31 protein-coding genes are annotated in these 24,346 nt (G+C 36.1%); 24 read left to right on the top strand and 7 right to left on the bottom strand.

Annotated elements, in window-relative coordinates:
- From gatE to ACJROP_RS06140, 7 genes are all read right to left on the bottom strand, one after another.
- Window positions 1–765: Glu-tRNA(Gln) amidotransferase subunit GatE (gatE, locus tag ACJROP_RS06110; RefSeq protein WP_406534596.1), on the bottom strand; the 765-nt coding region annotated here is incomplete at its 3' end.
- A 10-nt stretch (window positions 766–775) separates the two neighbouring features.
- Window positions 776–2,086 carry a Glu-tRNA(Gln) amidotransferase subunit GatD gene (gene gatD / locus ACJROP_RS06115; RefSeq protein ID WP_406534597.1) on the bottom strand — a complete coding sequence of 437 codons (1,311 nt, stop codon included), beginning with the start codon at window positions 2,084–2,086 and terminating at the stop codon, window positions 776–778.
- A gap of 9 nt (window positions 2,087–2,095) precedes the next feature.
- Window positions 2,096–3,538 (bottom strand): 2-oxoacid:acceptor oxidoreductase family protein, encoded by a 1,443-nt coding sequence (locus tag ACJROP_RS06120; protein WP_406534598.1) that lies wholly within the window; start codon window positions 3,536–3,538, stop codon window positions 2,096–2,098.
- Between the two features lie 12 nt (window positions 3,539–3,550).
- Window positions 3,551–4,666, bottom strand: a complete 1,116-nt coding sequence (locus tag ACJROP_RS06125) for a 3-methyl-2-oxobutanoate dehydrogenase subunit VorB (protein ID WP_406534599.1) — start codon at window positions 4,664–4,666, stop codon at window positions 3,551–3,553.
- Window positions 4,667–4,951: a 4Fe-4S dicluster domain-containing protein gene (locus ACJROP_RS06130; protein WP_406534600.1), complete on the bottom strand. Its 285-nt coding sequence runs from the start codon at window positions 4,949–4,951 to the stop codon at window positions 4,667–4,669.
- 9 nt (window positions 4,952–4,960) lie between these two features.
- Window positions 4,961–6,634, bottom strand: a complete 1,674-nt coding sequence (locus tag ACJROP_RS06135) for an AMP-binding protein (protein ID WP_406534601.1) — start codon at window positions 6,632–6,634, stop codon at window positions 4,961–4,963.
- Window positions 6,635–6,654: 20 nt separating this feature from the next.
- Window positions 6,655–7,206, bottom strand: a complete 552-nt coding sequence (locus tag ACJROP_RS06140) for a helix-turn-helix domain-containing protein (protein ID WP_406534602.1) — start codon at window positions 7,204–7,206, stop codon at window positions 6,655–6,657.
- A 215-nt stretch (window positions 7,207–7,421) separates the two neighbouring features.
- On the opposite strand from ACJROP_RS06140, the gene ACJROP_RS06145 reads away from it, so the two are divergent.
- The 24 genes from ACJROP_RS06145 (at window position 7,422) to ACJROP_RS06260 (ending at window position 24,264) form a co-directional block, all read left to right on the top strand.
- The gene (locus ACJROP_RS06145) at window positions 7,422–7,793 is read left to right on the top strand and encodes a hypothetical protein (RefSeq protein ID WP_406534603.1); all 372 of its coding nucleotides are present in this window, start codon (window positions 7,422–7,424) and stop codon (window positions 7,791–7,793) included.
- A gap of 310 nt (window positions 7,794–8,103) precedes the next feature.
- Window positions 8,104–8,493, top strand: a complete 390-nt coding sequence (locus ACJROP_RS06150; RefSeq protein ID WP_406534604.1) for an energy-converting hydrogenase A subunit A EhaA — start codon at window positions 8,104–8,106, stop codon at window positions 8,491–8,493.
- Window positions 8,486–8,983, top strand: a complete 498-nt coding sequence (locus ACJROP_RS06155; protein ID WP_406534605.1) for a hypothetical protein — start codon at window positions 8,486–8,488, stop codon at window positions 8,981–8,983. Before ACJROP_RS06150 ends, ACJROP_RS06155 begins: the two co-directional genes overlap by 8 nt.
- Window positions 8,984–8,989: 6 nt before the next feature.
- The gene (locus tag ACJROP_RS06160; protein WP_406534606.1) at window positions 8,990–9,238 is read left to right on the top strand and encodes a DUF2109 family protein; all 249 of its coding nucleotides are present in this window, start codon (window positions 8,990–8,992) and stop codon (window positions 9,236–9,238) included.
- Between the two features lie 6 nt (window positions 9,239–9,244).
- Window positions 9,245–9,514, top strand: a complete 270-nt coding sequence (locus ACJROP_RS06165; RefSeq protein ID WP_406534607.1) for a DUF2108 domain-containing protein — start codon at window positions 9,245–9,247, stop codon at window positions 9,512–9,514.
- A complete protein-coding gene (locus tag ACJROP_RS06170) occupies window positions 9,507–9,767 on the top strand; it encodes a DUF2107 family protein (RefSeq protein WP_406534608.1) in 261 nt (86 codons plus the stop codon). Before ACJROP_RS06165 ends, ACJROP_RS06170 begins: the two co-directional genes overlap by 8 nt.
- Window positions 9,764–10,357 carry an EhaF family protein gene (locus ACJROP_RS06175; protein WP_406534609.1) on the top strand — a complete coding sequence of 198 codons (594 nt, stop codon included), beginning with the start codon at window positions 9,764–9,766 and terminating at the stop codon, window positions 10,355–10,357. The genes ACJROP_RS06170 and ACJROP_RS06175 overlap by 4 nt, the downstream gene beginning before the upstream one ends.
- A complete protein-coding gene (locus ACJROP_RS06180; RefSeq protein WP_406534610.1) occupies window positions 10,357–11,052 on the top strand; it encodes an EhaG family protein in 696 nt (231 codons plus the stop codon). The genes ACJROP_RS06175 and ACJROP_RS06180 overlap by 1 nt, the downstream gene beginning before the upstream one ends.
- A 9-nt stretch (window positions 11,053–11,061) precedes the next feature.
- Complete coding sequence (locus tag ACJROP_RS06185) at window positions 11,062–11,733, top strand: hypothetical protein (protein ID WP_406534611.1); 672 nt, start codon at window positions 11,062–11,064, stop codon at window positions 11,731–11,733.
- 8 nt (window positions 11,734–11,741) lie between these two features.
- Window positions 11,742–11,957, top strand: a complete 216-nt coding sequence (locus ACJROP_RS06190; RefSeq protein ID WP_406534612.1) for a DUF788 domain-containing protein — start codon at window positions 11,742–11,744, stop codon at window positions 11,955–11,957.
- A 9-nt stretch (window positions 11,958–11,966) separates the two neighbouring features.
- Window positions 11,967–12,839 carry a respiratory chain complex I subunit 1 family protein gene (locus ACJROP_RS06195; RefSeq protein WP_406534613.1) on the top strand — a complete coding sequence of 291 codons (873 nt, stop codon included), beginning with the start codon at window positions 11,967–11,969 and terminating at the stop codon, window positions 12,837–12,839.
- On the top strand, window positions 12,836–13,090 hold the full coding sequence (locus ACJROP_RS06200) for a hypothetical protein (protein ID WP_406534614.1): 255 nt from the start codon (window positions 12,836–12,838) through the stop codon (window positions 13,088–13,090). Before ACJROP_RS06195 ends, ACJROP_RS06200 begins: the two co-directional genes overlap by 4 nt.
- 8 nt (window positions 13,091–13,098) lie before the next feature.
- A complete protein-coding gene (locus tag ACJROP_RS06205) occupies window positions 13,099–13,407 on the top strand; it encodes an energy-converting hydrogenase subunit EhaL family protein (RefSeq protein ID WP_406534615.1) in 309 nt (102 codons plus the stop codon).
- A gap of 5 nt (window positions 13,408–13,412) precedes the next feature.
- Entirely contained in the window at window positions 13,413–13,805 is a 393-nt protein-coding gene (locus ACJROP_RS06210; RefSeq protein ID WP_406534616.1) for a DUF1959 family protein, read from the top strand.
- A gap of 35 nt (window positions 13,806–13,840) precedes the next feature.
- Window positions 13,841–14,290, top strand: coding sequence for an NADH-quinone oxidoreductase subunit B family protein (locus tag ACJROP_RS06215; protein ID WP_405267156.1), 450 nt, complete (start codon window positions 13,841–13,843; stop codon window positions 14,288–14,290).
- Entirely contained in the window at window positions 14,287–15,411 is a 1,125-nt protein-coding gene (locus ACJROP_RS06220) for a nickel-dependent hydrogenase large subunit (protein WP_406534617.1), read from the top strand. The genes ACJROP_RS06215 and ACJROP_RS06220 overlap by 4 nt, the downstream gene beginning before the upstream one ends.
- The gene (locus ACJROP_RS06225) at window positions 15,412–16,437 is read left to right on the top strand and encodes a 4Fe-4S binding protein (protein ID WP_406534618.1); all 1,026 of its coding nucleotides are present in this window, start codon (window positions 15,412–15,414) and stop codon (window positions 16,435–16,437) included.
- Window positions 16,434–17,801, top strand: a complete 1,368-nt coding sequence (locus ACJROP_RS06230) for a 4Fe-4S binding protein (protein WP_406534619.1) — start codon at window positions 16,434–16,436, stop codon at window positions 17,799–17,801. The genes ACJROP_RS06225 and ACJROP_RS06230 overlap by 4 nt, the downstream gene beginning before the upstream one ends.
- 4 nt (window positions 17,802–17,805) lie before the next feature.
- A complete protein-coding gene (locus ACJROP_RS06235; RefSeq protein WP_406534620.1) occupies window positions 17,806–18,852 on the top strand; it encodes a hypothetical protein in 1,047 nt (348 codons plus the stop codon).
- Window positions 18,853–18,863: 11 nt separating this feature from the next.
- A complete protein-coding gene (locus tag ACJROP_RS06240; RefSeq protein WP_406534621.1) occupies window positions 18,864–19,754 on the top strand; it encodes a formylmethanofuran--tetrahydromethanopterin N-formyltransferase in 891 nt (296 codons plus the stop codon).
- Window positions 19,755–19,763: 9 nt separating this feature from the next.
- Window positions 19,764–20,696: a carbohydrate kinase family protein gene (locus ACJROP_RS06245; RefSeq protein ID WP_406534622.1), complete on the top strand. Its 933-nt coding sequence runs from the start codon at window positions 19,764–19,766 to the stop codon at window positions 20,694–20,696.
- A gap of 69 nt (window positions 20,697–20,765) precedes the next feature.
- Entirely contained in the window at window positions 20,766–21,593 is an 828-nt protein-coding gene (locus ACJROP_RS06250; RefSeq protein ID WP_406534623.1) for a 4Fe-4S binding protein, read from the top strand.
- A gap of 14 nt (window positions 21,594–21,607) precedes the next feature.
- On the top strand, window positions 21,608–22,243 hold the full coding sequence (locus tag ACJROP_RS06255; protein WP_406534624.1) for an HPP family protein: 636 nt from the start codon (window positions 21,608–21,610) through the stop codon (window positions 22,241–22,243).
- A gap of 137 nt (window positions 22,244–22,380) precedes the next feature.
- On the top strand, window positions 22,381–24,264 hold the full coding sequence (locus tag ACJROP_RS06260; protein WP_406534625.1) for a hypothetical protein: 1,884 nt from the start codon (window positions 22,381–22,383) through the stop codon (window positions 24,262–24,264).
- The last annotated feature ends 82 nt before the right edge of the window (window positions 24,265–24,346 follow it).

The raw sequence follows: 24,346 nt of genomic DNA on the forward strand, positions 1-24,346 counted from the left end.
CCTTTCAACTTCACGGTTTACGATTTCAGCCATCAAATCCAAGTCCTGAACACCTTTGATTTCCACACGTGCACCTTCGGCAATGGAGATGTTCAAGTCCTGCCTGATTGTTCCAAGACCTCTTTTGACGTTGGTACTTCTCAAGATTTGGCCGAGCATATATGCGACTTCCCTTACCTGATCAGGGTGGTGCATTGAAGGGTCTGTTGTGATTTCTGCAAGGGGGATACCTAATCTGTCCAGTCTGAATTCGGTAAATCCGTCTTTGGTTTCAACTCTTCTTGCAGCATCCTCTTCAAGACCTAAACTTTCGATTACAACTCTTCCATAGGGAGTGTCTAAGTAACCGTCGGTTGCAACCATTCCTGTTCTTTGAAATCCTCCTGTATTACTTCCGTCAATTACCTGCTTTCTCATTGTATGGAATTCATCGACAATGTGCATGTTCATCAGACATGCAATGGTAATACATATGTCAAGGGCTTCTTCATTCAGGCTGTGAGGTGGTTCATCGTCGTTTTCAACAAGACAGGTGTGCTTTTTAAAGTTTTCATACTTGAAGTTCAATCCTCTCAAGGATTCCTGAAGTGCGGCCCTGTCGATTTCTCCAAGCTCTGATTGGGTTGGTCTTAATTTTCTTTGAATCAGTTCATCAAAATCATCATCAACAAGTTCTGTCTTGCATGGACAGAACAACTTATGCTCACTGTTCAATTGCTGGTGAATTTCAATTCCCATTTTTAATCCTAATTTTTCGTAATCCATCATAACCACCTTAATTTAAGAAATCCTTAATTGAAGATTTTTTACCGAATTCACCTGCAACATTTGTTTGCATAATCTCTTTTACCTTATCGTAATCGTCGCTTTGACCTAATGCCCAGCACAATTTGACATAAGTTGTTTCAGGAGTCATATCCAATCCGGAAATCACTCCAGCATCAAGAATGTTACGTCCGGTTGAGTAAACGTTCATGTTCACTCTTCCGTAAAGGCATTGTGAAGTCATGATGACAGGAATGCTTTCGTCCTGTGCTCTTTTCAATGAGTCAATCATGTCATTTGGAACATGTCCAAGACCGGTTCCTTCAATGACAAGACCTTTATAACCTTTATCAATGTGATAGTCAATGTAATCAGTAGAAATTCCAGGAAAGCTTTTTATAAATCCAACCTTGTCTTCAATGGCGGTATTCAGCTCAATTTCCTGAGTTCCACGTTTTATGTAGTCATATTCAGGATTGATGTTGACTTTCTTGTTTTGGATTTTAGCTATTGGCTGAGCGTTGATGCTTCTGAAAGTGTCCCTTCTTGAAGTGTGCATCTTTCTTACCTTGGTTCCTTTGTGAAGGTAAGTGTACTCATCATTCAAGCTTCCGTGCATACAGACGCAAACTTCTGCAATGTCGGATTTGGCAGCGACTACAGAATCAATCAGGTTAATGTTGGCATCGCTTGAAGGCCTGTCGGAACTTCTCTGAGCACCGGTAATAATGATTGGAACCGGTGTTTTTACCATAAAGCTCAAAGCCGCTGATGTATAGTGCATTGTATCTGTACCGTGAGCTATTACAACACCGTCTGCACCGTTGGAAATGTCATTAGCTATTTCTTCGGCAGCTTTTACCCAGTATTCAGGTTTCATATCTTCACTTAAAATGTTGTATAATGCTTTAACGTTGTAGTTTGCATAATCAAGTAATTCTGGGTTGGCTTTTACAAGATCAGATGCAGTAAATTTAGGATGCACCGCTCCGGTTCTGTAATCGATAACGGATGATACTGTACCACCGGTTGACACGATTGAAATGTTCTGCTTTGATTCGTCATGAGGGATTTCAGTCTCATCATAACCTATCTTTGGCTTATCCCCTTTTTCGATTAGCTCGCAGGTAGTGTTTTCAATAGCCACTCCTATGTTGTAACCGCTTGATAATTTCAAAACCAGATATCCGTCATCGGCATCTTCAGGTCGGTCAAGCAAGATACCGGTATAGGAGATGTCCTCTTTGTGCACCTTGATGGTATCTCCAATACCTAATCCGTAATTTTCCAAGTAACTTTGAGAAATTTCTTTGTATGTCATTAAATCACACTATGAATTGTTTTTTAACCATTCGGCTCCTGCTTCGAGAACTTCAATGTTTACTCCAATCACTTTTGGTTTGGATGCAAACATTTCACGAATAGCGTTTTCATAAGATTCACGTTTTAAAACGTCAGTCAATTCAGTTAATGCACCTAAAAGCGCTGTGTTTGCAGTTCTTGCATTTCCATGCTCTTCTGCAATGTCAACACAAGGCATTGCAATAACTTTAATATTTCTATCAGTTTCAAATTCGCCGATTTTTGAATCGTAAAGTATTGTACCGCCATCTTTAACGTCCTGTGAGAACTGTTCTAAAGACGGTTTGTTTAAAGCAATAAGAATGTCAATGTCATCAACTACTGGTGTTCCGATTGTTTCATTGGATATTACTACAGAACAGTTTGATTTTCCCCCTCTCTGTTCCGGTCCGTAGCTCGGATACCATGAAACATGCTTTCCTTCAGCACATGCTGCTTGAGCAATTGTAAGTCCTGCACTTAAGACTCCCTGACCACCGAATCCTGAAACCTTGATGCTTGTAGGAGTCATGTTTTCGTCAATGACGTAACCTGAATCATCGTTTCTGTTAACGTTGAATATCTTATCTAAAGATTCAGTTGAAAAGTCACTGACAGGTCTTTCTACAGGTTCTTTAGTGTATAGGTTATTCCTGAAGTTTTTAACAGGGAACTCTTTTTCCATTTGCTCTTCAATGAATTTTTGAGCGCTGACAACGTCCTGTTTTAAGTTGGTAGGGCAAGGTGATAGTACTTCAACGAATGAGTATCCTTTTCCTTCTTTTTGAACGGTCAATGCCTGTTTGATTGCGTATTTTGCAAGTCTGATTTTCAATGGGTTTGCAAGGGAAACCCTTTCAATGAAAACAGGTGCTTTTAAGGTATTGATTAGCTCGCACATGTGGGTAGGGTGTCCTGTGAAGTTAGGATCTCTACCTGTTTGGCAGGTAACTGTCTTTTCTCCAATCAATGTTGTCGGAGCCATCTGTCCGCCTGTCATTCCGTAAACGGTATTGTTTACGAAAAATACTGCCATTTTTTCTCCACGGTTAGCCGCTTGCAAGGTTTCGTTCAAACCGATTGAAGCTAAATCCCCGTCTCCTTGATAGCTCATTACGATTGCATTGTCTTGAGCTCTTGAAATACCGGTAGCAACTGCAGGTGCTCTTCCGTGAGCAGTCTGGAAGTTTCCACAGTTGAAATAGAAATATGCGTATACTGAGCATCCAACTGGGGAAATCATTACGCATCTTTCTTGGATTCCAAGCTCATCCATACATTCAGCAATCAATTTATGTAAAATTCCATGTCCACAACCAGCACAGTAGTGAGTAGATTGAATATTGGTTCCTTTCCTAGGATATTCTTCTAAAAGAGATTGTGGATTTCTACGTACTTGTAATTCATAATCTTTATTTTCATTGTCACTCATCTTTCCACATCCCTAATCAATAATATTTGGACTAGCCTTTTCTTCACTTCTTTTTGACAAGTCTATATCTTCATCTTCAAGGCCAGCTATTTCATAAATTTTAGCAAGTATCTGTTTTAGTTCAATTAGGTTTCCACCCATTCTGTTTACCAAGTGGGTGTCTTCTTTTCTTAATGCCGCAAACTGGACATCAGCCAACAATTGGCCGTTGCTCATTTCAACTGATATGAAGCTTACTCCTTTGTCGGACAATTCCTTGATTCTCTCAACTGGGAAAGGTGATAATGTGATAGGCCTTAAAAGTCCAACTTTTATGCCTTTTTCACGTGATTTGTCTACAGCTGATCTTGCAATCCTTGAGCTGATACCGAATGATACCAAAACGATGTCTGCATCTTCAACTTGGTATTCCTCATAAATGACTTCTTCAGCTTCAATTTTGGCATATTTTTCCTGAAGCTTGAAGTTGAAGTCTTCCAAATCGTTAAAGTCATTGAAAATTGAAGTGATGAGATTGTCCATGGTCTCTTTGGTTCCTTTGACTGCCCAAGGCTTATCATCTTTTGGCTCAATTGCTTTTTCAGGGAACACTAACGGTTCTGCCATTTGACCTAAAGTACCGTCAGCCAAAACAACTACAGGGTTTCTCCATTTGTCTGCAAGCTCAAATGCTTTCATTGTCAAATCACACATTTCCTGAACGCTGTTTGGAGCTAAAACTATGTTTTTATAGTTTCCGTGACCTCCACCTTTAACGATTTGATTGTAGTCTCCTTGTTCAGGGCCGATGTTACCGAGTCCAGGTCCTGCTCTCATGATATCAACGATAACTGCAGGCAGTTCTGCACCTGCGAGGAATGTGAATCCTTCCTGCATCAGGCTTATTCCAGGTCCTGATGAGGAGGTCATTACTCTGTGACCGGTTCCTGATGCACCATAAACCATATTAATGGAAGCCTCTTCACTTTCAGCTTGAACAAAGTTTCTTCCAACCATCGGGAAGTATTTTGATGCTTCATGTAAGATTTCGCTTGCAGGAGTAATTGGGTATCCAAAGAAACAATCACAGCCTGCATACATTGCACCAATGATAACTGCAGTATTTCCCTTTACCATTTGATTACTCATTTACTCTCCCCCTTGATTAGCTACTTTTGCCTTAATCATTTTTGCAACTGAATCATTAACTATTTTCTTGTATTGATGTACTTCTAAGGCTAACGGCTCTGGACAAGTAAAGTAGCAATCTTTACATCCTGTACAACCGTTTCCACTATAATAAGCAAATTGATATCCTGCGTCGTTCATGTCATCTGAAAGTAATATTGCATTTTGAGGACATCCAATTATACATCTTTTACATCCTTTACAAATCTCTTTATTGATAACTGGATAAGATATCTCTTCTGTCATTTATATCATCTAATTAAATTTTTTTTGGTCGTTTTCTCTAATTTCTACTCTCCTTGTTTTACCGCTGATGGTTTCTGGAAGTGAATCCGCATATTCAACCATCCTTGGATATTTATAAGGAGCTGTTACTCTTTTAACATGATTCTGAATGTCTTTAGTAAGTGAATCTGATGGCTCGAAGTCAGGCTGCAAGACAATTGTTGCCTTTACGATTTGACCTCTTACATCATCAGGATAAGCGGTAATTGCACAGTGGCGTACTGCTTCGTGGGAAAGTACTGCACTTTCCACTTCGTACGGTCCGATACGGTATCCTGAAGATTTGATTATGTCATCGTTTCTTCCGACAAAGTGGACGTATCCGTCTTCATCCACCCAAGCGGTATCTCCGCAGTGGTAGAATCCGTCATGGACCTGCTCAGCCTGTTTAACTGGATCTTTAACATATTCTTTGAACAATCCTGGAGGAATGCCGTCACGTATATCAAAACAAAGCTCTCCTTCATCACCAATTTCAACAGGATTGTCTTCTTCATCGTGCAATTCTAATTTGTAAAGTGGAGAAGGCTTACCGATTGAACCGACTTTAGCATCCACCCAAATGAATGTACCTATTGATAATGTGGTTTCTGTCTGTCCGAATCCTTCTTTAATCCTCAAGCCTGCAATGTCGTAAAACCTTTCAGACACTTCAGGAGGGAGCGGTTCACCAGCTGTTGCAACATATTTTAAGTTTGAAAAGTCATATCCTGCAATGTTTTCTTTGATTAAGAATCTGTAAACGGTCGGAGGAGCACAGAATGTATCTACCTTGTTTTCTATAATCTTTTCAAGTAACTTGATTCCGTTGAATCTCACATAATCATAAATGAAGATTGCAGTTCCAGCAATCCACTGGCCATAGATGTTTCCCCAAACTGCTTTTCCCCATCCGGTGTCTGATGCTGTGTGGTGGACTCCATCTTCCACGACATTCTGCCAGTATTTTGCGGTTGGAATGTGTCCTAATGCGTAAGTGTGCTTGTGAGCAACCATTTTAGGAAGTCCGCTGGTTCCTGATGTGAAGTAGATTAAGAACACTTCATCAGCCATCGGATTTTCATCTCCCGCTGGTCTTTCATAAACAGGACTTTCTTCTTTTATAGCCTTATTAAAGTTAATCCAACCATCTCTATCGGTTTCGATTACAAGCTTTTTCAAATCCCAATCGAGACCTTTTTCAGCTTCTTCATAATCAGGAAGTAATGTGTCTTCTTCAACAGTTATGACTGCTGTTACGTCTCCTTGCTTTATTCTGAAATCAATATCATGAAGCTTTAACATGTGTGTTGCAGGAATGGCTATCGCTCCAAGCTTGTGCAATGCGACCATACAGAACCACCATTCGTATCTGTTTTTTAGGGTAAGCATTACCTTATCGCCTTTTTTGACGCCTATCCTTTTAAGCAAATTAACGGTTCTGTTTGAATATTCTTTCATTTCCTTGAATGTGAATGTGTGTTCCTCATCATCATCGTTAACCCAAATCAAAGCTATTTTATCCGGGTCGATTTCAGCATATTTGTCTACAACGTCAAATCCAAAGTTAAAGTCATCATTAAATTTAAGCTTAAAATTTTTGAAAAAGTCTTCATACGAGTTAAATTCAACTCTCTCTACAAAATCTCCTATAACTGATGTCATTTAATTATCTCCTGTAAGTATTATATGATTACTGCTAAGAATTTAGCAGGTTTATCGTTCAGCGCTACCATTGCATGCCTGTGTGTGGAATCGAAGAAGATGCAGTCTCCTTCGTTCAATACGATTTCGTTATTGTGGATGTAAATTTTAAGTGATCCTTCAAGCACGTAGTTGAATTCCTGGCCTGGGTGTGAATTAAGTGAAGGCACAGGGTTTTTTTCAGGATCAACTGTAACAAGGAATGTTTCAGCTTTTTTATGCATGAAATTTGAACATAGGTTTTCATGCGTATATTCCTTACTTCTGTCAACGGAAACTCCTTTGTTTGCACGGGTAATGTCGAAAATATTCATTCTGCTTTCTTCACCGGTTAATAATAATCCTAAATCAACTTTAAAAATATGTGCGAGTTCGTATAAGAAACTAGCAGGAATGTCTACTTCTGCGTTTTCATATTGGATGTAGGTTTCTTCTGTAATGTTTAATGCGTCTGCAATTTCTTTAATTGTAATGTCTGAAAGTTCTCTCAATTCTCTAATTCTGTTTCCAATATCTTTGTTGTATTCATTCATAAAAAAACACCTATTTTTTCAATTGACTATATAATAATATTATAAGTATTATAACATATAATAAATTTGAATTTGAAATTATATAAATCTTATTAAAAATCGTGATAATTCGTTATATTTTTTTCAAATAAAAATTTTTGATTGTGATATTTTTTGGAAAGTTTTAAATATTTCAAACTATAATTTTAATTTAATAATTCAAGGAGATTATAGAAATGGTATCTAATGAAATCGGTACTAACATTATTTTCAAAAAGCAATTGGGTTTGCATTATGAAATCGACCAGAAATATGTCGGTTTAAAAATGAAGGAAAATAATATTTTATCTTTTAATTTCAGAGTGCCTGGTGCTTTAAAAGATGAAGTCGAATCATATTTCAAAAGGTTTAAACTGGGTGAACCAATCATGGTTGATATTGGAGGAACTGGAGATATCAAATGTGATTTTAAAGGACTTTCACCTGTTTTAAAAAGTAAGGATGAATTTGATCAGTATTTCATCTCAGCAACTCTTCAGGAAGATAAGCAATATGACCCTTTAGAGGAAGAAAAATGTGAAACTTGTAGTGGATGCGGATTCCACTAATTTATCTCTTTTTTTAATTTAACTTTTTTATTCTGCTTATTCTTAAATTTCCTATGTTTAAATTTGCTTAAAGTATTACTTCTAAATATGAAAATATTTTCATTAATTGATGCTTCATTCCCTTTAAAAGTTTGTTTATAATATGGAAATCAATAAATATAAGTTTTGAATTTATTAAAGCAGGTTTATCTTTCATTAAGTAACTTAAAATCAACTTAAATTATTATTAAGCTTTATTAAATAATTTTTAAGTAACAATCTTTATATATTTTCATATTAATATTACTTATATAAGAGGAGTCTTAATAATATGTTTGATTTGGTTGATAGTACCATATTTTTTGCTTCATATGGTAATGTGTTTGGGCTTGACAATATTGCTATTAGTTCATTTGATATTCTTTTAGCATATATTGTGGCTATTCTTGTTGCAATACTTGTAGCATTAGCTTTGAAAATCCCATTATTGCCTAGCAAACCATATAGGTATTCATTTGATGTAAGTGCGATATATCCGACTCCAATAATAGCTATTGGTATTCTTTCAATATTTCTGGTTTTAAATTATACATTTGTTTATAACGGATTAGTCTTGGCTGCTGTTATTGGCGTTTTATCTGCATTGTTTGTGAAATATCTATTCTATTTAGTATTTCCAAAGCCTCTAGATGAAGATAATGGAGAGGGTATAGATGAATGAGGTAATTGGAATAATAATTGCCGCAATTCTTTGTTGGTTGAATTTTGTAATTGTAGATACATATTTTGGACTTCCCGAGCAACCTGGCGTTAGAGGAGCCAGAAACATTGGACAAGATGTCGAAAAAAGAGGGGGAGACATTGCTGGTGGATTCTTCCAAGGAAACATTTTATGTTCTCCGGATGCATCTGCTGGTACATTATTAGCTTCTATTGGATATTTGCTTTTAGGAATTCCTGGAGGAATAATTGCAGCTTTCTTTGTTTTCATTGGAAACAGGTTATGTGCCGATCCGGGATATGCCGGAACTACTGGAAGTTTGACAGCAACAGCCATCATATTTGTCTGTTCATTTATAGGCATGACACCTGAAATGTTCATTGTTGGAATGGTGATTGCGATTCTAACAATAATGGGTATTGATCAGGCCAAGGCTTCCATTGTTTTAGGCAAAATCGCAAAGAAATTCAATAGGCATGCTGGGGAGTGATTATATATGTATGTTGAAATTATTGGTATCATAGTCATATTCGTAGCATTAAGGGCTTTAGTGACAAAAAATAGAGCTGAGAGACTATTGTATTTGAATGTTATCGGATTTGGAGTATCCGCTTTAATAGCGTTGGTGATTAATACTCCATTTGCTCTTTTTGTTGCAGCGGCATTCTTTATATGTTCTACAATCAGTGCTAATGCAATTGCCTACACTTTAAAAAGACTAGATGATGAAATACTTCTGGAGTGATGAAAAATGGAGTCTTTCGTATCAATAATTGCAATTGCCTTGATGCTTATCGGAACATTAGGTGTAATATTGCTTAAAAAACCGCTGGATAAGGTCATAATGTTTTCAATACTTGATGCAGGATTTGTTTTGGCAATTGTCCTATTCAAATATCTGGATGTAGCAATGTTTGCAGCATTGGCAGGTCCGTTATCCACATTAGTATTTATTTTGTCTATTGTGAAAATTAACGAAATTAGAAAAAAGAAGATTGCAAGTGGTGATGTCAATGATTAGCGTTTCATTATTCTTCTACTTTGGAATATTCCTTGCGATTGTAGGGGCTATCGCTACCGCTTGGGGGCCTGGCGTCAATGACCCGATTATCAGAACAATCAATACTGAAGTCGCTTCAATCGGTGTTTGCCTTGTCTTATTATGTTATAACCACGTTTTAGCGTTGTTAACATTGCTTGCAACAACAGTCATTATTACTTTAATCTTATTTAGAGCTATTATCCGTTTGGAAGAAATGGGGGCAGACGTATGAGAATAGGAGTTTTATGGAATAAGCTGGCTGAGCCTAAAAACATTCCTCGCCTTTTCGCATTCTGTTTAGGAATAATTTTAATTGTCGGTCTCATTGTCCCTATGGCTTTAAATCCCGATCAATTATATATTAGGCCTGCTCCTCAAGAGCAAGTCGATGAAGGTTTGGCAATCGCTCCTTATGATAGGGGTGGTGAAGTTTTAATCGAACCGGGTGAGATTAATCCTCAATATCCTGATAATGCAGCCAGTTTGGGCATGATTACAGGATATATGTCACCATTAGCACAGTGGGTATCCTCAATATCCCCATACTTTGGTACATCAATTTATTCATCTCCTGGTGGACTTATAGATGAAATATTGTATTATACAAGAGGTTTTGATACAATACTTGAATCTTCAATCTTAATGATGTCATTTATTATTGCTTCATGGTTATCTGTTAACTATACAATGAATAGAAAGAATGATAAAAACGAAATCAAACAGGATGTTAAAAAGGCTATTTCAGACTCCACAAAAGTAGCCAATGAAGTAAATGCAAATGACGCAAAAGCTAGATCAAAACAGTTAAGGAGGGATAATTGATGGTATTTGCACCCGCTTTTGTTCCTGAAGCATTCTTAAGCATGTATTTACCTGCAATTTATGCAGGGTTGATTGTCGGTTTTATTGCAACCATGGCAATTGCACTTAAAAAGGAAGAGCTTCATATACTTATCCTGACCGATTTGGTTGGTCTGGCTATGATTTTTGTGGTTTCTGCAGTTGGAACCGACCTTGCAGAAGCTTTAATTTTGCCGGGTTTGGTTGTCGAACTTGCTGAAACCTTGGCAATTTCTGAAATTCTGATTACACGAGAAATGCGTATAATCGAAAATGACCCAAGAAGGAACCTGTCTCCTTCAGCTTCATTGTTCCCTCAGCCGTTTGCATTGAATATGGAGATTTTAAATACAGCTCCTAACTTTATTGCATTGGTCTTAATCGGTTACGGTATTTTCCTGACTGGTTTTACTGGAGGGGCAGTAGCTGGTGGTGGAATCGTTTTATATGCATTGTCTAAAAAGGCTAGAGGACTTCCAGTACTTATGTTGGATGGCATTGCTGGCGTTTCCGGTATCGCATGGTGTTTATGGATAATAGGTTTCCTGTTATTCTTCGTAACTCCACAATACTGGTTATTAAGTCTATTCTTGGCGGCATGTGGATTATTACTGAAAGTAGCTTCAAAAGTAGGACTTATTGGACTGCTTATGAGAGAGGACATTGATAAGGAGTAGGTGAGAAAAATGGATTTTGTTACACTTGGAGGACAGTTGCTTGGAACAATTCCGCTTGGTGATATAGTATTATATCTCACACCTTTCAATTTGTTCCTTTTCGCAGTTTTACTGGGTTTCACTGCATTGATTGCATTAAGCAAACCCGAAACTCAAATAGAGGCTACTATGCATTATTTGCATAATACTGAAGTAAAGGTAGGTCCGAAAGAATTTAAGCAAAGAAGATTCTTATCCGTTCTTTGCGGTATTGCATCTGCTGGAGCAATGATTACAGGAGATTTATTCAACTTTACTCTCTTCATGGCTTTGGTAGGTATATTAAATATTGGTATCGTATCAGCTGTTAAACAAACAAGCGTGTTGAATTCCGCATTCAATTATGGTCTAATCGCTATGATGTGCAGTTTGCCGTTGTTTGGTGGAGCGGCTATCATTCTTGCATCAACAGGTACATTATCCCTTGCAGTATTGTCACAAATGCCTGCAAGTCCGATGGTGGTCTTCGGTGCAGTGTTAATGTTGATAGGTATCTTAGGTGAAAGCGGAGTGGCACCGTTCTTTGCAAGCAAGGCAGAGATGTTCAGGACTGCAGGATCTCCATTCATTGTTATCATTCACTTGAGTTCCTTGTTCATTATTGTAAGAGCTGTTGAAATTTTGTTATTGGTATTGTGGTAAGTGGTAGTATGGTAAATCAAAAAAATCTGTGTATTGTATTATTGGCAATATCAACAATAGCTATTCTTGCCTGTTTGGTCATTGACTTCGAGGCATGGATTGTTTATGCAGTAGCTATATTTGGTATTCCGCTATGGATTTTGTCTTTAGGTTTATTGACAATGGCCAAGCCAAAACCTGAAGATGCAGAAGAGAGGGTGAAAGAACCATTTACTGGGTATTAGAGTGGTATTATGAATTTGATGGCAGATATTTTAATCAATGTTATTATTGCATTCTTGGCAGGAAGCCTGCTTTTAGGATTGCATAGAAAAATTATGGCACGTGTTCAAAAACGTCCAGGACCACCTATAGTTCAACAGTTAATACATTCATTAAAGTTCTTCTTTAAGGAAACTGCAATTCCAAAAACAGTATCTAAGGTATTCTATATAGGCATCGTATTCATATTGGCTTTGATTTGGATTGTCGGTGTCATTGTAGGTCCTGTTGCTCATGATTCATTACTGATACTGTTCGGCGTTTATGCGGTTTACAAGATTGTTGAGCATAATGCGGGATCAAGTTCAGGTTCTCCTTATGGAAAATTAAGTTGTGTAAGGGCTGTACTTTCAGCGGCAACCGAACTGCCTTTATTTGCAGCTATTGCTCTTGTTTATTTGGTTACAGGCACAATGAATATTGGTGAAATAATTACTTACCAATCAATCCACGGTCCTTTGGCATTTACAATTCCGCTTGCGGCAGTGATGTTTTTCATGCTGATTATTACAAAGTCCCCGTATTCTCCATTTGCAATAACAAAAGACAAAGTGTTGATTTCCGGTTTTGAAACCGAACACTTCGGAGTTTTAAGGGGATTCATGTTGTTTTCAGAAGCTGTTGCATGGTATGTGCTGCTCTGGGTATTCTTAACAATATTCTTCGGTCCGCTAGATGCAGTAGGATATCTAATTGGAATGATTGTGATTACATTCATCACTGGATTTATTAATGCAACAACTCCACTTTTAAGTCCAAATCATTCAGTCATGACTCAAATTACCATTGGAGCCATATGCTTCTTTGGAACAGTATTAATGATCTTTACAGGAGTGGTAGCATGAACAGTGAAGATGGAATTGTCTATTTGACTTCATTAGTTGCTTTAGGAATTGTTGTTGTCGGTTTGTTAGCAACACTATTCCACTCAGTAGTCCTTGCTCCGATAGTGATTATTGGAGTTGTCTTGGAAATTTTCATCCTATACTCTAAAGGCAACTTTTCACATAAAATAGAAAATATAGAGAGGGCATGTTTCATTATAACATTCATAGCAATAATTTGTTCATTTATATTGCTTTATAAACCAATGTAGGAGATATTATGTTAGATTATATGATTTATATACTTGCATTTGTTGTCGGTTCCATTCTGGGATTGCTTTACAGCTATAAACAGCATGGCGAGCCATTTGTTGCAGATACTAAATTCAATATACCTATGGCAGTCATTGCAATAATTGGATGGTGCTTGGCATTCGTTTCAGGCAATGTCATTTCAGCAGCAATCGGTTTTCTCCTCGCTGGATTTGTAATGGGAGAAAGACCTGGATATGGTAGAAAAGAAACCGCTTTAGGTTTGGTTATAGCAATAATTTTATATTTTATAATTAATATCGGCACTATGATGTGATGGAAATGGATGAGGACGCTAAATTAAGGGTAATGCAAAAAAGAATAATCAAGAGTTATGCTTGGCAGAGAGATGTTGTAGTTCCACTTTCCAAGGATTTCGATTGTACTGTTGAGGAGTTAGAAGATGTTTTATTCAGTTTATTCGATTTAGGAACTTTAGAAGCATTACATGGAACATTTGATTCTGCAAAGGATATTTGCATGTATCAAAAATTCAATGCCGATTTGAGATTGTGCTGGTTTATCGGCACTTTGGAGGTAATATCTCCTGAAGAAGGTAGAGAACTGAAAATGAAATTAGTGAATGAAGTTAAAAATGGCAAATCTTATGAAGAAGCACTTAAAGAGGGCCAATTAGAGTTATTTGAAATATTAAAGAGAGAAGCTAAATATTAATGTTTATTATATTACAAAATTAAAGAGGGAGTACAATGTTAGACGCTATTAAGGATGTTGTGAGAAAAAGCTCAATTCATGTCTGTATCGTTAATTGTGGCGGATGCAACGGTTGCGATGTAGAATGTGTTGCATTACTATCTCCAAGATATGATTTAGAGCAATACGGTATTTATGTTCACAATAATCCTAGGGAGGCTGATGTCCTATTGTTGACTGGCGCAGTTACTGAACAATGGGTCGATAATTTAAAGAGGATATATGATAAGGCTCCTGAACCTAAAATAGCCGTAGCGGTTGGAAATTGTCCTGTATCTGGGGATGTGTTTAATCAGGAGGGGGGTCATGTTCATGCACCTGCATCCAATTTCATTCCGGTTGCAGCTTCAATTCCAGGATGCCCACCGAGACCTAGTGAAATTCTAGAAGCTATCTTGGCTGTGGGGCCACAAGCTATTGCTGATCGTGGGAGGGAGCAAAAATGATAGTACCTATCGGTCCAATTCATCCGGCTTTAAAAGAACCTATCAGATTAAAACTTCACACTGAAGGAGAAAGGGTCGTTAAAGCTGAAATTGAATTTGGTTATGTTCACAGAGGTATTGAAAAGATAATTGAAGGTCAGACTTGGCAGAAAGGAATTTATCTTTCAGAACGTGTATGTGGTATCTGTTCATATGAACACACCCAAACATTCGCTGAAACCATTGAACAAATTTCTGATGTTGATGTTCCGCCTAGAGCTCAATTCTTAAGAGTCATTACAAATGAACTGGATAGAATCCAAAGTCACTTGCTTGCAAACTCTACATTCTTCAAATCAATGGATCATGAAACATTATTCATGCATGTTTTGGAGTTAAGGGAGTATGCAATGGATTCAATCGAGCTATTGACAGGGAATAGGGTCAATATGGGATGGAATGTGGTTGGTGGTGTTAGAATGGATGCTGATGAACGCCATTTCAAACCTATTTTGGAAAACCTTCAAAAAATAGAAGACCGTTTTGAAATTGTTCGCTCATTATTTGCGGAAGGCCCTGCTTTAGCGCTAAGATGTAAAGGAATAGGTCTAATGACTAAAAAAGAAGCCATTAAAGGACGTGCCGTAGGTCCAATCGGAAGGGCTTCTGGCGTTAAGGAAGATTATAGAAACGGCCATTACACATATGACGATTATTTCGACTTCAAGGTAATTAGGAGAAGCGAAGGAGATAACTACGCAAGGACAATGACTAGATTTGATGAAATTCCAGAATCCATTAGTTTAGTCAGACAAGCTATTGAAAATATACCTGATGGTGAAGTTCGTACTCCTGTTGATTTGAAATCAGGTTATGCAATGCGTAAAAATGAAGCTCCTCGTGGTGAAGTAACTTATATGATTGAAACTAACGGTACTTTAATCAAGAATATTTCCATTAGGACTCCAAGTATTTCCAATATGGACGCATGTGCAAAATACATGATTCGTGACGTTCCAACAGTTGCAGATGCTGTTTCCACTTATGCTTCATGCGATCCTTGTGTTGCATGCGCTGAAAGGGTAGCAATTACCAATGAGCATGGAAAAACCACAATCAAAGACTTGTATGGGGTGAAATAGATGACATCTCTAATGTGGTATATCTTTGATTTTGCAAGAAAAGCATGGGCAGATGCATTTGCAGATGCAAAAACTGATCCTGAAATCGCTGAAAAACCTGAAAGATTCAGAGATTTCCCAAAAGTCAATAAAGAATATTGTATAGGTTGTGGTGCATGTACAGTTTCATGTCCATCTCCAAATGCGATAAAAATCGTCAGGGAAAAGGATGATGAAACTGGGGAAGGATTGACATATCCGGTTATCACTCCGGGTGCATGTATCCGTTGTGGATTTTGTGCGGAGGTTTGCCCAACTGACCCAAAGACTTTGGAATGTGGTATGAATCACTTAATTTTGCCTGAATTCAATATTATCCCTTCAAAAAGACAATACATCGTTGATGATTATTTATGTCTTAAATGTAAAAAATGTTTAAAACAATGCCCTGTTGATGCAATTAGCGAAATTGACGGAAAGATTGTTGTAGATCAGCTTAATTGTATTTCATGTGGGGATTGTTTGGAGATTTGTCCGGTTAATGGTGCAATGAAAGGAGTATTTGTTGAAAATTTACAAGATCAAAAAGATTTAATCCTTTTATGTGTAAATCATCTTGAAGAATTCATTAATAATCAGGAAGAAGATTTGAGGGCTCTTGAAAAAGATGGACTTTTACAATATGATGTGCCTCTTTCTGAAATCTGGGATGATGCACTGAAAATAATTCCGGATGATGAAATCGCAAGAGAAATCATTACTAATGCCGTAAACAGGCTTAAAATTAGGGTAATCGATTGGGATAAGGACAGATGTGAAAAATGCCAATTATGTATCACAGATTGTCCAACAAAATGTATTTCCTTTGATGAAGAAAATGATACGATTGTTAGAAACAAGGATAGATGTTTACGTTGCAGCATTTGTTACCAAACCTGTCCATTTTCAGTAATCAAGTATTTCATTGCCAAATTCATACTTGATGATGGTGAAAACATTCATGTTACCGTAAAGGCATCTAACTTAAATGAGGATATTTTGGAGTGAGTGTTATGATTGATAGTTATACTAAAACACCAAGACCATTAAGACATGTGGATGTTGATTACGTAATAGATCAAACCAGATGTGCAGACTGTAAGGATAAGCCATGTCTTAATTCATGTCCTATTGATGCAATATATATGGATAAAGAGGATGGTTTAATTAAAATTAGAAATACTTGCTTTGGTTGTGTATTATGTCGTAATGCTTGCCCAGATGATGCAATCTCACTAGATGTGCATATGGATCCACCAATCAAGGAAAATGTTCCTAACATTAATGTAAAATTATGTAAAGCATGTGGGGCATGTGTTCAGGCATGTAAAAACGGTTCAATACATATCGTAGCCGATGGAAAAACTGAACCTCACAGTGAAATTGACAAGGATACATGTGTCAGATGCGGATATTGTTTCAGAGTATGTCCGACAGATGCAATCAAATACGGCCAATTGCTTCCTAAAACTGTTAAGGGAGGTAAGGCAGTTGTTGTTAACCAAGACAAATGTATTGGATGCATGACTTGTACAAGAGTATGTCCGTCTATGGGCGCAATCAATGTAGGAAGGACAAACAAGTTGCCGTATATTAATCCGGGTTACTGTGCAAGATGTGAGGAATGTATGCATTCTTGCCCTTCCGGTGCGATAAAATACTCTTCACGTAAAAAGGCTTATAAGATGTATAGTGAAATCAAATCCTTTGACATAGTATCAGGAATTGTCGATCATGATATTAAAGTATTATCACTTGATTTAATCAGCTTAAATAAGGTTTTGGAGAAGGTAGCTAAATCCACAGCTTTAGAATTTGACGATCAAAGCTTTGAGAATTTCATTGAATACAAGGTAAACGACGCTATGGAAAGTGAATTAAAAGTCAGTATCGATTCTAATATTGAAGTAGATAAGTTTACAAAATTATTTGGATCTTATTTGATGGACAGAAACATTGAAGTCTATGGAAACAAATGTATGGGTTGTGGGGATTGTTTTAATGCATGTCCAGTAGGTGCAATCCAATTGAACGGTCCAAATCCGATAACTATTAAAGACAATTGTGTATACTGCGGTAAATGTGTGGAACAATGCCAATTTGATGCAATTGGCGCATATGATGATTATTTCTACAGTAAAGATATGGACTTGTATTATGCTAGGTCTTATTTATACAAACAAAGACTAGGTGACTTTTCACTTTCAGATAACAAGTGTCAAGCTTGTGCGATATGTGTAAAGAATTGTCCGGTTGACGCATTGTCTTTGAATGGTGATAAAATAGACTTTGATAGTGAAAAATGTATTTACTGCAGAACCTGTGAGGCAATTTGTCCGCTTCATGCAATTAAGATTGTTAACTTTAGGTGATTAAATGTTTGAAAAATCATTTATTACAGATTGTGAAGGTCCGCTAACCTTAAATGATAATGCATATGAATTATCAGATAATTTCATCAAAGATGGTGGAGAATTATTTAAAATACTTAGTTTGTATGATGATTATTTAGCAGATATTGTTAAAAAAGAAAATTATAAGGCAGGAAACACCTTAAAGTTAATCTTGCCATTTTTTGTTGCAGAAAACCTCACAAATAAAGATTTAGTTGATTTTTCAAAAAGACATATCTATGCAGTCAATGATTCAAAATTCCTTATCGAATACTTGCAAAAAGCAATGAATACTTACATAGTTAGCACTAGTTATGGCCAATATATTGAAGCAATATCTAATTATATGGACTTGCCATTCAAGAACACATTTTATACAAAGGTCAATCTAGATAACCTAACTTTAAATAGCGATGAAATTAAAAAAATTGGGGAATTTAAAGAGTTGATTTTAAACAATCCTGAGGATTATGAGCTATTTGATGACATCTTCTTTTCCCAAATCAGCAAAATGGGAATCTATGAAGAAATCAAAAAAATCGATGTTGTTGGAGGATTGGGCAAGAAATTGGCCATTGATGAGATAATTGAAAGAGACGGCATTGATGTTAATAAAATGCTTTATATTGGAGATAGCATAACCGATGTCGAGCCTTTGGAATTTGCACGCAAGAACAATGGACTCAGCATTTCATTCAATGGGAATGAATATCCTCTAAGAGTTGCTGAAATAGCTATCGTATCTCCAAGTGCCATTGCAACTGCAGTCATTACAGATATATATGCAAAATATGATAAAAATAAAGTTTTGGAATTTATTAATGATTACAACGAGTTAAACGATTATGAAATATTATTTAAAAGCTATAATGTTGATTTAGAGATTATGGATAAGTTTTTCTCAGTATTTGACAATGAAAATTTCCCAATAATTCAAGTTATCACAGAGTACAACTTTAATGATATATTGGTATTGAGCAAATCAATGAGAAATAGTATCCGTGGTCAGGATATTGGTGGTTTAGGTTAAGGTGTATAGAAATGAGTTATGAAAAAGTTGAAGACACATTCTTTGAAGCTTTTGAAGGAAAATATGTAAGGGCATTGATTACAGGCCCTACAGAAAAGATTGTAAAAAGAGCAGCTTATGATTCAACTTCGACTCCAAGTGCAGTCATCGGAAGAGTGGAAGGAGGTGTTGAAGGATTTTTAGACGAATCACAAACACCGGATGGCAGATTTGGAGCTATTGTACAATATTGGTTAGATGGAGATAATGTAGATAAATTCGCATTCGAATTATCATACAGACTTAGACAGGATATTCTGGTTAAACCGTTCACACGAATCTTTGACTATTCAACAAAAGACAGTGATGAATACATTGAAATGATGGACATTGTAGGCCACTGCGGTGACGGATATGAATGGATCGTTGAGGAATATGGAAGAAGAATGATTAATGTCCCTATTGCGGTTCCGGATTTCCAGATTGAAGAGAAATTCAAATTGAATGATGGTATTATGGGAGGCAATTTCTGGTATCTATGTTCAACTCAGGAAGCCGTTCTAGATGCGGGTGATGCAATTATTGATGCGATAATAGATGTTGAAGGTGCTACTGCTCCGTTTGATATCTGTTCTGCAGCTTCAAAGCCGGAAACAAATTATCCGGAAATCGGACCAACTACAAATCACTTTTATTGCCCTTCTCTAAAGGAATCTTTAGGAGATATCTCTAAAGTTCCAGAGGGGGTTAATTATATTCCAGAAGTTGTAATAAATGCAACGGATGAGGATTCTATGAATAAGGCTGTCAAAGCAGGTATTGATGCTGCTCTGGAATTTGATGGGGTAATTGGAATATCTGCAGGCAACTTCGGCGGTAAACTTGGAGATAAGAATATAAATTTATTAGATATTTTAAAGTAAGGTTTTAAAATGGAAATTTTAGATATGGATCTTAATGCAGAAGTCATAGGATTTGGAGCATTGAATGTGGATAAGCTATACTCTGTAGAAAACATTGCATGCAAAGATGAAGAGAGTTTCATAAAAAAAGAAATTGATACTCCTGGAGGGTCAGCTGCAAATACTATTGTAGGATTATCAAGATTAGGCTGTTCCACATCAATAATTGGCAAAATAGCCGAAGATGATGATGGCGATTTGATAGAATATAATTTGGCCATCAATGGCGTTTATACTAATAATTTGATTTACTCAGAAACAGGAGCTACAGGCAAATGTTTGGGATTTGTTGATGATGAAGGTGAGAGATGCCTTTATATTGACCCTGGCGTTAATGATGACATCAAAATTGGTGAAATTAATCCTCTAAACATTATGAGATGTAAAATAATGCATTACACATCCTTTGTTGGTGATTCTTTCAAAACCCAAATTGAATTATTGGAAAAACTTAATGATGCAGTCATATTGAGTTTTGATCCTGGAATGTTATATGTTCAAAAAGGATTTGATGAGTTGGAACCAATTCTCAAAAGGACCAATATATTGCTCATTAACGAATCAGAATTAAGATTATTATGTAATAATAATGAAACTCCTCTAAAGGATTTGGTTATTGGTTTACTTGATTATGGTATCGAAACTGTTGTTGTAAAGCAAGGTTCAAAAGGAGTATATGCAATGGATAACTCTCAAGAGTGTTTTGTAGAATCTTTTGAATGTGATGTTGTTGATACTACCGGAGCTGGAGATAGCTTTAACAGCGGATTTTTGTATTCCTTTTTACAAGGATATGATTTGGAAAAATCATGCAAAATCGGAAATTGGGTGGCCAGCAAATCAATAGAAGGATTTGGAATGGATAAATTCCCTTCCCTGAAGGATTTAATGGAGTTTATTTAATCAAATTAATTTAATAATAAAAAAAACAAAAATTTAATTAAGAAAAAAAATAATTTAGTTGGTATTAAAATGAATGTATCTTTTATAAAACAGATGAAGGATTTGGAAAGGGAAGTTCTTTTAAAATCTGTTGAATTAGATGATGATAGCGATGATTTCCAATTTGAACTGGATAATTTTAGTGCTGAAGAAGAAATTATTGCTATAGCGCCTAAATGTGTAAGATGTAATACATGTGTTGGCGAGTGTCCAGTTAATGCAATCGAACCAGCTAATATTTTTAGAATAGCTAAAATAACTGATAAATGTGTCAAATGCGAAATATGTGTCCAAACTTGTCCGGTTTCTGCAATTAAATTAATTGATAATTCAGTTATTTATGATGGGGAAGATGAACGTGAGGTAATTGAATATAAGTTATCTAATGTTAGTTCTCCTCACAGGGTAGTTCGTATGAATAGTATTTCGATTGATTATTCAGATGATAATAATTGGGCTGACTGCGCAAACTTATGTCCGACTAATGCATTCACACTTGAATTCAAAGAGTTCTTCGGAGATAGGGATATTGATTTGGGTATTGATTTGATTGATGATGAACTATATCCATATATCAACGAGAAAATGTGCATTGGTTGTGGTGCCTGCGTTCAAATCTCTTTAAATGATAATGCGGTTGAATTGGATAGGTATATCGGACCTATTATTCACAGCAGAATCATTGATGTAAATCATGACGCATGCGTCAATTGTTATTTATGTGAAGAGAATTGTCCAACTGGTGCTGTAGAGTTAGTCGAAGGTAGAGTTGTTTTAGACAATGATAAATGCATTAGATGTACTCAATGTACTCATCATTGTCCGGTCGGAGCTTTAAAGAGGATTGGCATGGAATAAAAGGAGGTCTGTTTATGAGAGCAAAAGAATTAATGGATAAAGACTTTGTATACTTGAACTGTGATGACAGTGTAGTTGAAGTTTCAAAAGTAATGGAAGAAATTAGGCGTTTTACTTGTCCTGTTGTAAACGATAAGAAACAATTGGTCGGTTGGATAACTTCATTCGACATTACAAAAGGATTAAGGGAAGGTAATGAAAAGATTTCTGAAATCATGAGCGGTTATGAAGAAGTTGCAACCGTTAATGAAAACGATCCTGCAAGAAAGGCCGTAATCCTGACAGCCAACAACAAGTTTGTTACCGTACCGGTTGTAAACGAGGATAATCAGGTCATTGGTATGGTTCGCGCATGCGATATTGTGGAATTGTTATCCGAACTTTATGATATTAAAGTTGAAAAATTATATAAGGCAATGCAAAACCAACTTAATGGAGTTACATGGGAAGAACTGATGGATGCTTCCGCATTAGTATCTACAAAAACCACCGGTCAAAAAATCACTGCCGAAGAATACGAAGCCAATATCACTAATTCAACTTTCGGTGAAGCAATCTGGGCTACTGGCGGATTAGAAAAATTCTTTGCAGGCTTGATATCTGTTGGGGAATTGGTAGTCGCCCGCAGAGTTGGAAGAGCAAGAAAATAGTTTTTTGTATAAACAGATTCTTCGGCTCATGAGAAAAAATTCATTTTTTCTCACATTCCTTTTTTTAGAATATATTATTTTTCATTAACTATTTAATTGATATTTGATAAAAGTGTTATCTAGTTAATGGTGAATTTATGAGGTTAAGAACAATAATTTTTGTATCAATAATATTGCTTTTATTTTTAAACATTGCTGTTGTTTCAGCCGAGGATGTCAATTTAACAGATATCTGTGCGGTTAATGATACTTCTGATGAAATCTCATCTGATTTGAATCAAAATGATATTTCAGAGGATGACAATCAAATCAATCAAACGGCTAACGAGACAGAAATTGTTAAATCGACACCTAAAATCACAGTCAAATCAACAAATGTAAAAAGTAGGGATACGTTGGTTGTTTATTTGAAAAATTCATCCGGAAGTCCACTCGAATCAAAAAAACTGGTGGCTTCAATCGGCGCTAAGAAATACTCTGCATTCACTAATTCACAAGGTGCCGCTAATTTTAACATTGACTTGAGTGCCAAAACGCATAAAATAACAATTTCCTTTGATGGTGATGATGATTATGAGCCAGTCATTAAAAATGTCAATTTAAAAGTTTCTAAATCATCTACAAAGATCACTTGTTATACAAACTTTGTTGTTCGAGGAGGATATTTGTATTTCTATCTGACAGACCAAAACTTCAATCCGGTTTCCGCCAAAAAGATAATAGTGAAATATAAAGGAAAAACCATAACTAGAAAAACCAATAAAAATGGTCGGATAGCGCTTAAAATAAAGACCAATCCGGGGACATATTTGATAAAAACCAAATTTAAAGCTAATAATCAATTCAAGGCATCTTCAAAAAACTTAAAGTTTCATGTAACCCAAGCAAGGTCATTAAAAATTGGAAATTCCAAATTGCTTACAAACGGATACCTAAGAATTTATCTAAAGGGTCCGACAAAGTCTTCAATCTCTAAAAAAACAATCACTATTACTGTAGGCAGTACAAAATTTACTAAAAAGACTAGTTCTGAGGGGATTATTGTTTTCAAACCGAAAATGGCTTCAAAAACTTATACTGTGAAAGTTAAATTTGGGAAATTTAAAGCATTCAAGAAAATCAAATGTGTTGAAGGAAATGTAAAAAATCCTCTAAAAGAGAATATTTCAATGAAGAATGGTGTTCCGGATATTGACTTGATGCCTGGAAATTATGTAATGGGCGACGATAGTGCCACATATACATTAACAAGAGCACAATACAAAGAGGTTATACAAAGGGATAGCTACTGTTTATTTTTAAATGGGAAATTATCAAAATATACATTTTTCAAAACAAAAAATCATCCCAATACAAATCACATCATAAAAAGGGTAAAATGGAATGTCATTGAAAGGGCAATCAATTCCAAACTCGTTCACAAAAATAAGCATAATTATTGGCCAGGTGTGATTAAAGTTTCTCTAAAGGGCAAATCATATACCTATCCGGAAGTAAGGGATGTGCAATCAACATCGTATACTTGCGGGCCAACATCAGCTAGTGTCTGTACTCAAGTCTTAAGAAATTATTATTGTGAAAAGTATTTGGCAAAGAAAATGGGTACAAATTCAAAAGATGGAACAAAATGCCATTGGATAATAAGTGGTTTGGAGAAAACAGGTTTCAATTGCAGTTATTTCTATAAGGATTCATTTGATGATGCTTTAAATCAACTTAAAAATGGAGGGTGTGCTTTAATTTTCCATGCTCCTAGACATTATGTTGCTATTCTGGATATCAGTAAGGATGGAAAAAAAGTATTGGTAAGCAATTCTTATGGAAGTTACGATAATATTCCGAGCAAGTGGATTAAAGTAAGTTATATGAAAAATAAGTTTTCCAAATGGGAAGAAAGCGTAATTGTCAGGCTTAACTATAATTTGGATAATTCGACTAAAGATAGTGTAAATTGTTTTTACAATAGCATGGGCACCAATTGGGCGGGACATAATACCAATCAGAGAATGGGAATAAGTTAGTATTGCTGGTGAAAACATTCAAAAAAACAAGATGAATTTAATTTTTAATCATTTCTATTTTATTTTTATCAAATAAGCTTTA

Source organism: Methanobrevibacter sp. (assembly GCF_045220775.1).
GTDB lineage: Archaea > Methanobacteriota > Methanobacteria > Methanobacteriales > Methanobacteriaceae > Methanocatella.

What these genes read in the sequence shown, in the direction of transcription:
- ACJROP_RS06250 (WP_406534623.1), top strand. Translation starts at nt 20,766, where the DNA reads ATGAATGTATCTTTTATAAAACAGATGAAGGATTTGGAAAGGGAAGTT.
- ACJROP_RS06255 (WP_406534624.1), top strand. Translation starts at nt 21,608, where the DNA reads ATGAGAGCAAAAGAATTAATGGATAAAGACTTTGTATACTTGAACTGT.
- ACJROP_RS06140 (WP_406534602.1), bottom strand. Translation starts at nt 7,206, where the DNA reads ATGAATGAATACAACAAAGATATTGGAAACAGAATTAGAGAATTGAGA.
- ACJROP_RS06135 (WP_406534601.1), bottom strand. Translation starts at nt 6,634, where the DNA reads ATGACATCAGTTATAGGAGATTTTGTAGAGAGAGTTGAATTTAACTCG.
- ACJROP_RS06245 (WP_406534622.1), top strand. Translation starts at nt 19,764, where the DNA reads ATGGAAATTTTAGATATGGATCTTAATGCAGAAGTCATAGGATTTGGA.
- ACJROP_RS06200 (WP_406534614.1), top strand. Translation starts at nt 12,836, where the DNA reads ATGAACAGTGAAGATGGAATTGTCTATTTGACTTCATTAGTTGCTTTA.
- ACJROP_RS06190 (WP_406534612.1), top strand. Translation starts at nt 11,742, where the DNA reads ATGGTAAATCAAAAAAATCTGTGTATTGTATTATTGGCAATATCAACA.
- ACJROP_RS06120 (WP_406534598.1), bottom strand. Translation starts at nt 3,538, where the DNA reads ATGAGTGACAATGAAAATAAAGATTATGAATTACAAGTACGTAGAAAT.
- ACJROP_RS06185 (WP_406534611.1), top strand. Translation starts at nt 11,062, where the DNA reads ATGGATTTTGTTACACTTGGAGGACAGTTGCTTGGAACAATTCCGCTT.
- ACJROP_RS06260 (WP_406534625.1), top strand. Translation starts at nt 22,381, where the DNA reads ATGAGGTTAAGAACAATAATTTTTGTATCAATAATATTGCTTTTATTT.
- ACJROP_RS06195 (WP_406534613.1), top strand. Translation starts at nt 11,967, where the DNA reads ATGAATTTGATGGCAGATATTTTAATCAATGTTATTATTGCATTCTTG.
- ACJROP_RS06215 (WP_405267156.1), top strand. Translation starts at nt 13,841, where the DNA reads ATGTTAGACGCTATTAAGGATGTTGTGAGAAAAAGCTCAATTCATGTC.
- ACJROP_RS06205 (WP_406534615.1), top strand. Translation starts at nt 13,099, where the DNA reads ATGTTAGATTATATGATTTATATACTTGCATTTGTTGTCGGTTCCATT.
- ACJROP_RS06180 (WP_406534610.1), top strand. Translation starts at nt 10,357, where the DNA reads ATGGTATTTGCACCCGCTTTTGTTCCTGAAGCATTCTTAAGCATGTAT.
- ACJROP_RS06170 (WP_406534608.1), top strand. Translation starts at nt 9,507, where the DNA reads ATGATTAGCGTTTCATTATTCTTCTACTTTGGAATATTCCTTGCGATT.
- gatD (WP_406534597.1), bottom strand. Translation starts at nt 2,086, where the DNA reads ATGACATACAAAGAAATTTCTCAAAGTTACTTGGAAAATTACGGATTA.
- ACJROP_RS06130 (WP_406534600.1), bottom strand. Translation starts at nt 4,951, where the DNA reads ATGACAGAAGAGATATCTTATCCAGTTATCAATAAAGAGATTTGTAAA.
- ACJROP_RS06235 (WP_406534620.1), top strand. Translation starts at nt 17,806, where the DNA reads ATGTTTGAAAAATCATTTATTACAGATTGTGAAGGTCCGCTAACCTTA.
- ACJROP_RS06175 (WP_406534609.1), top strand. Translation starts at nt 9,764, where the DNA reads ATGAGAATAGGAGTTTTATGGAATAAGCTGGCTGAGCCTAAAAACATT.
- ACJROP_RS06210 (WP_406534616.1), top strand. Translation starts at nt 13,413, where the DNA reads ATGGATGAGGACGCTAAATTAAGGGTAATGCAAAAAAGAATAATCAAG.
- ACJROP_RS06225 (WP_406534618.1), top strand. Translation starts at nt 15,412, where the DNA reads ATGACATCTCTAATGTGGTATATCTTTGATTTTGCAAGAAAAGCATGG.
- ACJROP_RS06145 (WP_406534603.1), top strand. Translation starts at nt 7,422, where the DNA reads ATGGTATCTAATGAAATCGGTACTAACATTATTTTCAAAAAGCAATTG.
- ACJROP_RS06155 (WP_406534605.1), top strand. Translation starts at nt 8,486, where the DNA reads ATGAATGAGGTAATTGGAATAATAATTGCCGCAATTCTTTGTTGGTTG.
- ACJROP_RS06220 (WP_406534617.1), top strand. Translation starts at nt 14,287, where the DNA reads ATGATAGTACCTATCGGTCCAATTCATCCGGCTTTAAAAGAACCTATC.
- ACJROP_RS06125 (WP_406534599.1), bottom strand. Translation starts at nt 4,666, where the DNA reads ATGAGTAATCAAATGGTAAAGGGAAATACTGCAGTTATCATTGGTGCA.
- ACJROP_RS06160 (WP_406534606.1), top strand. Translation starts at nt 8,990, where the DNA reads ATGTATGTTGAAATTATTGGTATCATAGTCATATTCGTAGCATTAAGG.
- ACJROP_RS06150 (WP_406534604.1), top strand. Translation starts at nt 8,104, where the DNA reads ATGTTTGATTTGGTTGATAGTACCATATTTTTTGCTTCATATGGTAAT.
- ACJROP_RS06240 (WP_406534621.1), top strand. Translation starts at nt 18,864, where the DNA reads ATGAGTTATGAAAAAGTTGAAGACACATTCTTTGAAGCTTTTGAAGGA.
- ACJROP_RS06165 (WP_406534607.1), top strand. Translation starts at nt 9,245, where the DNA reads ATGGAGTCTTTCGTATCAATAATTGCAATTGCCTTGATGCTTATCGGA.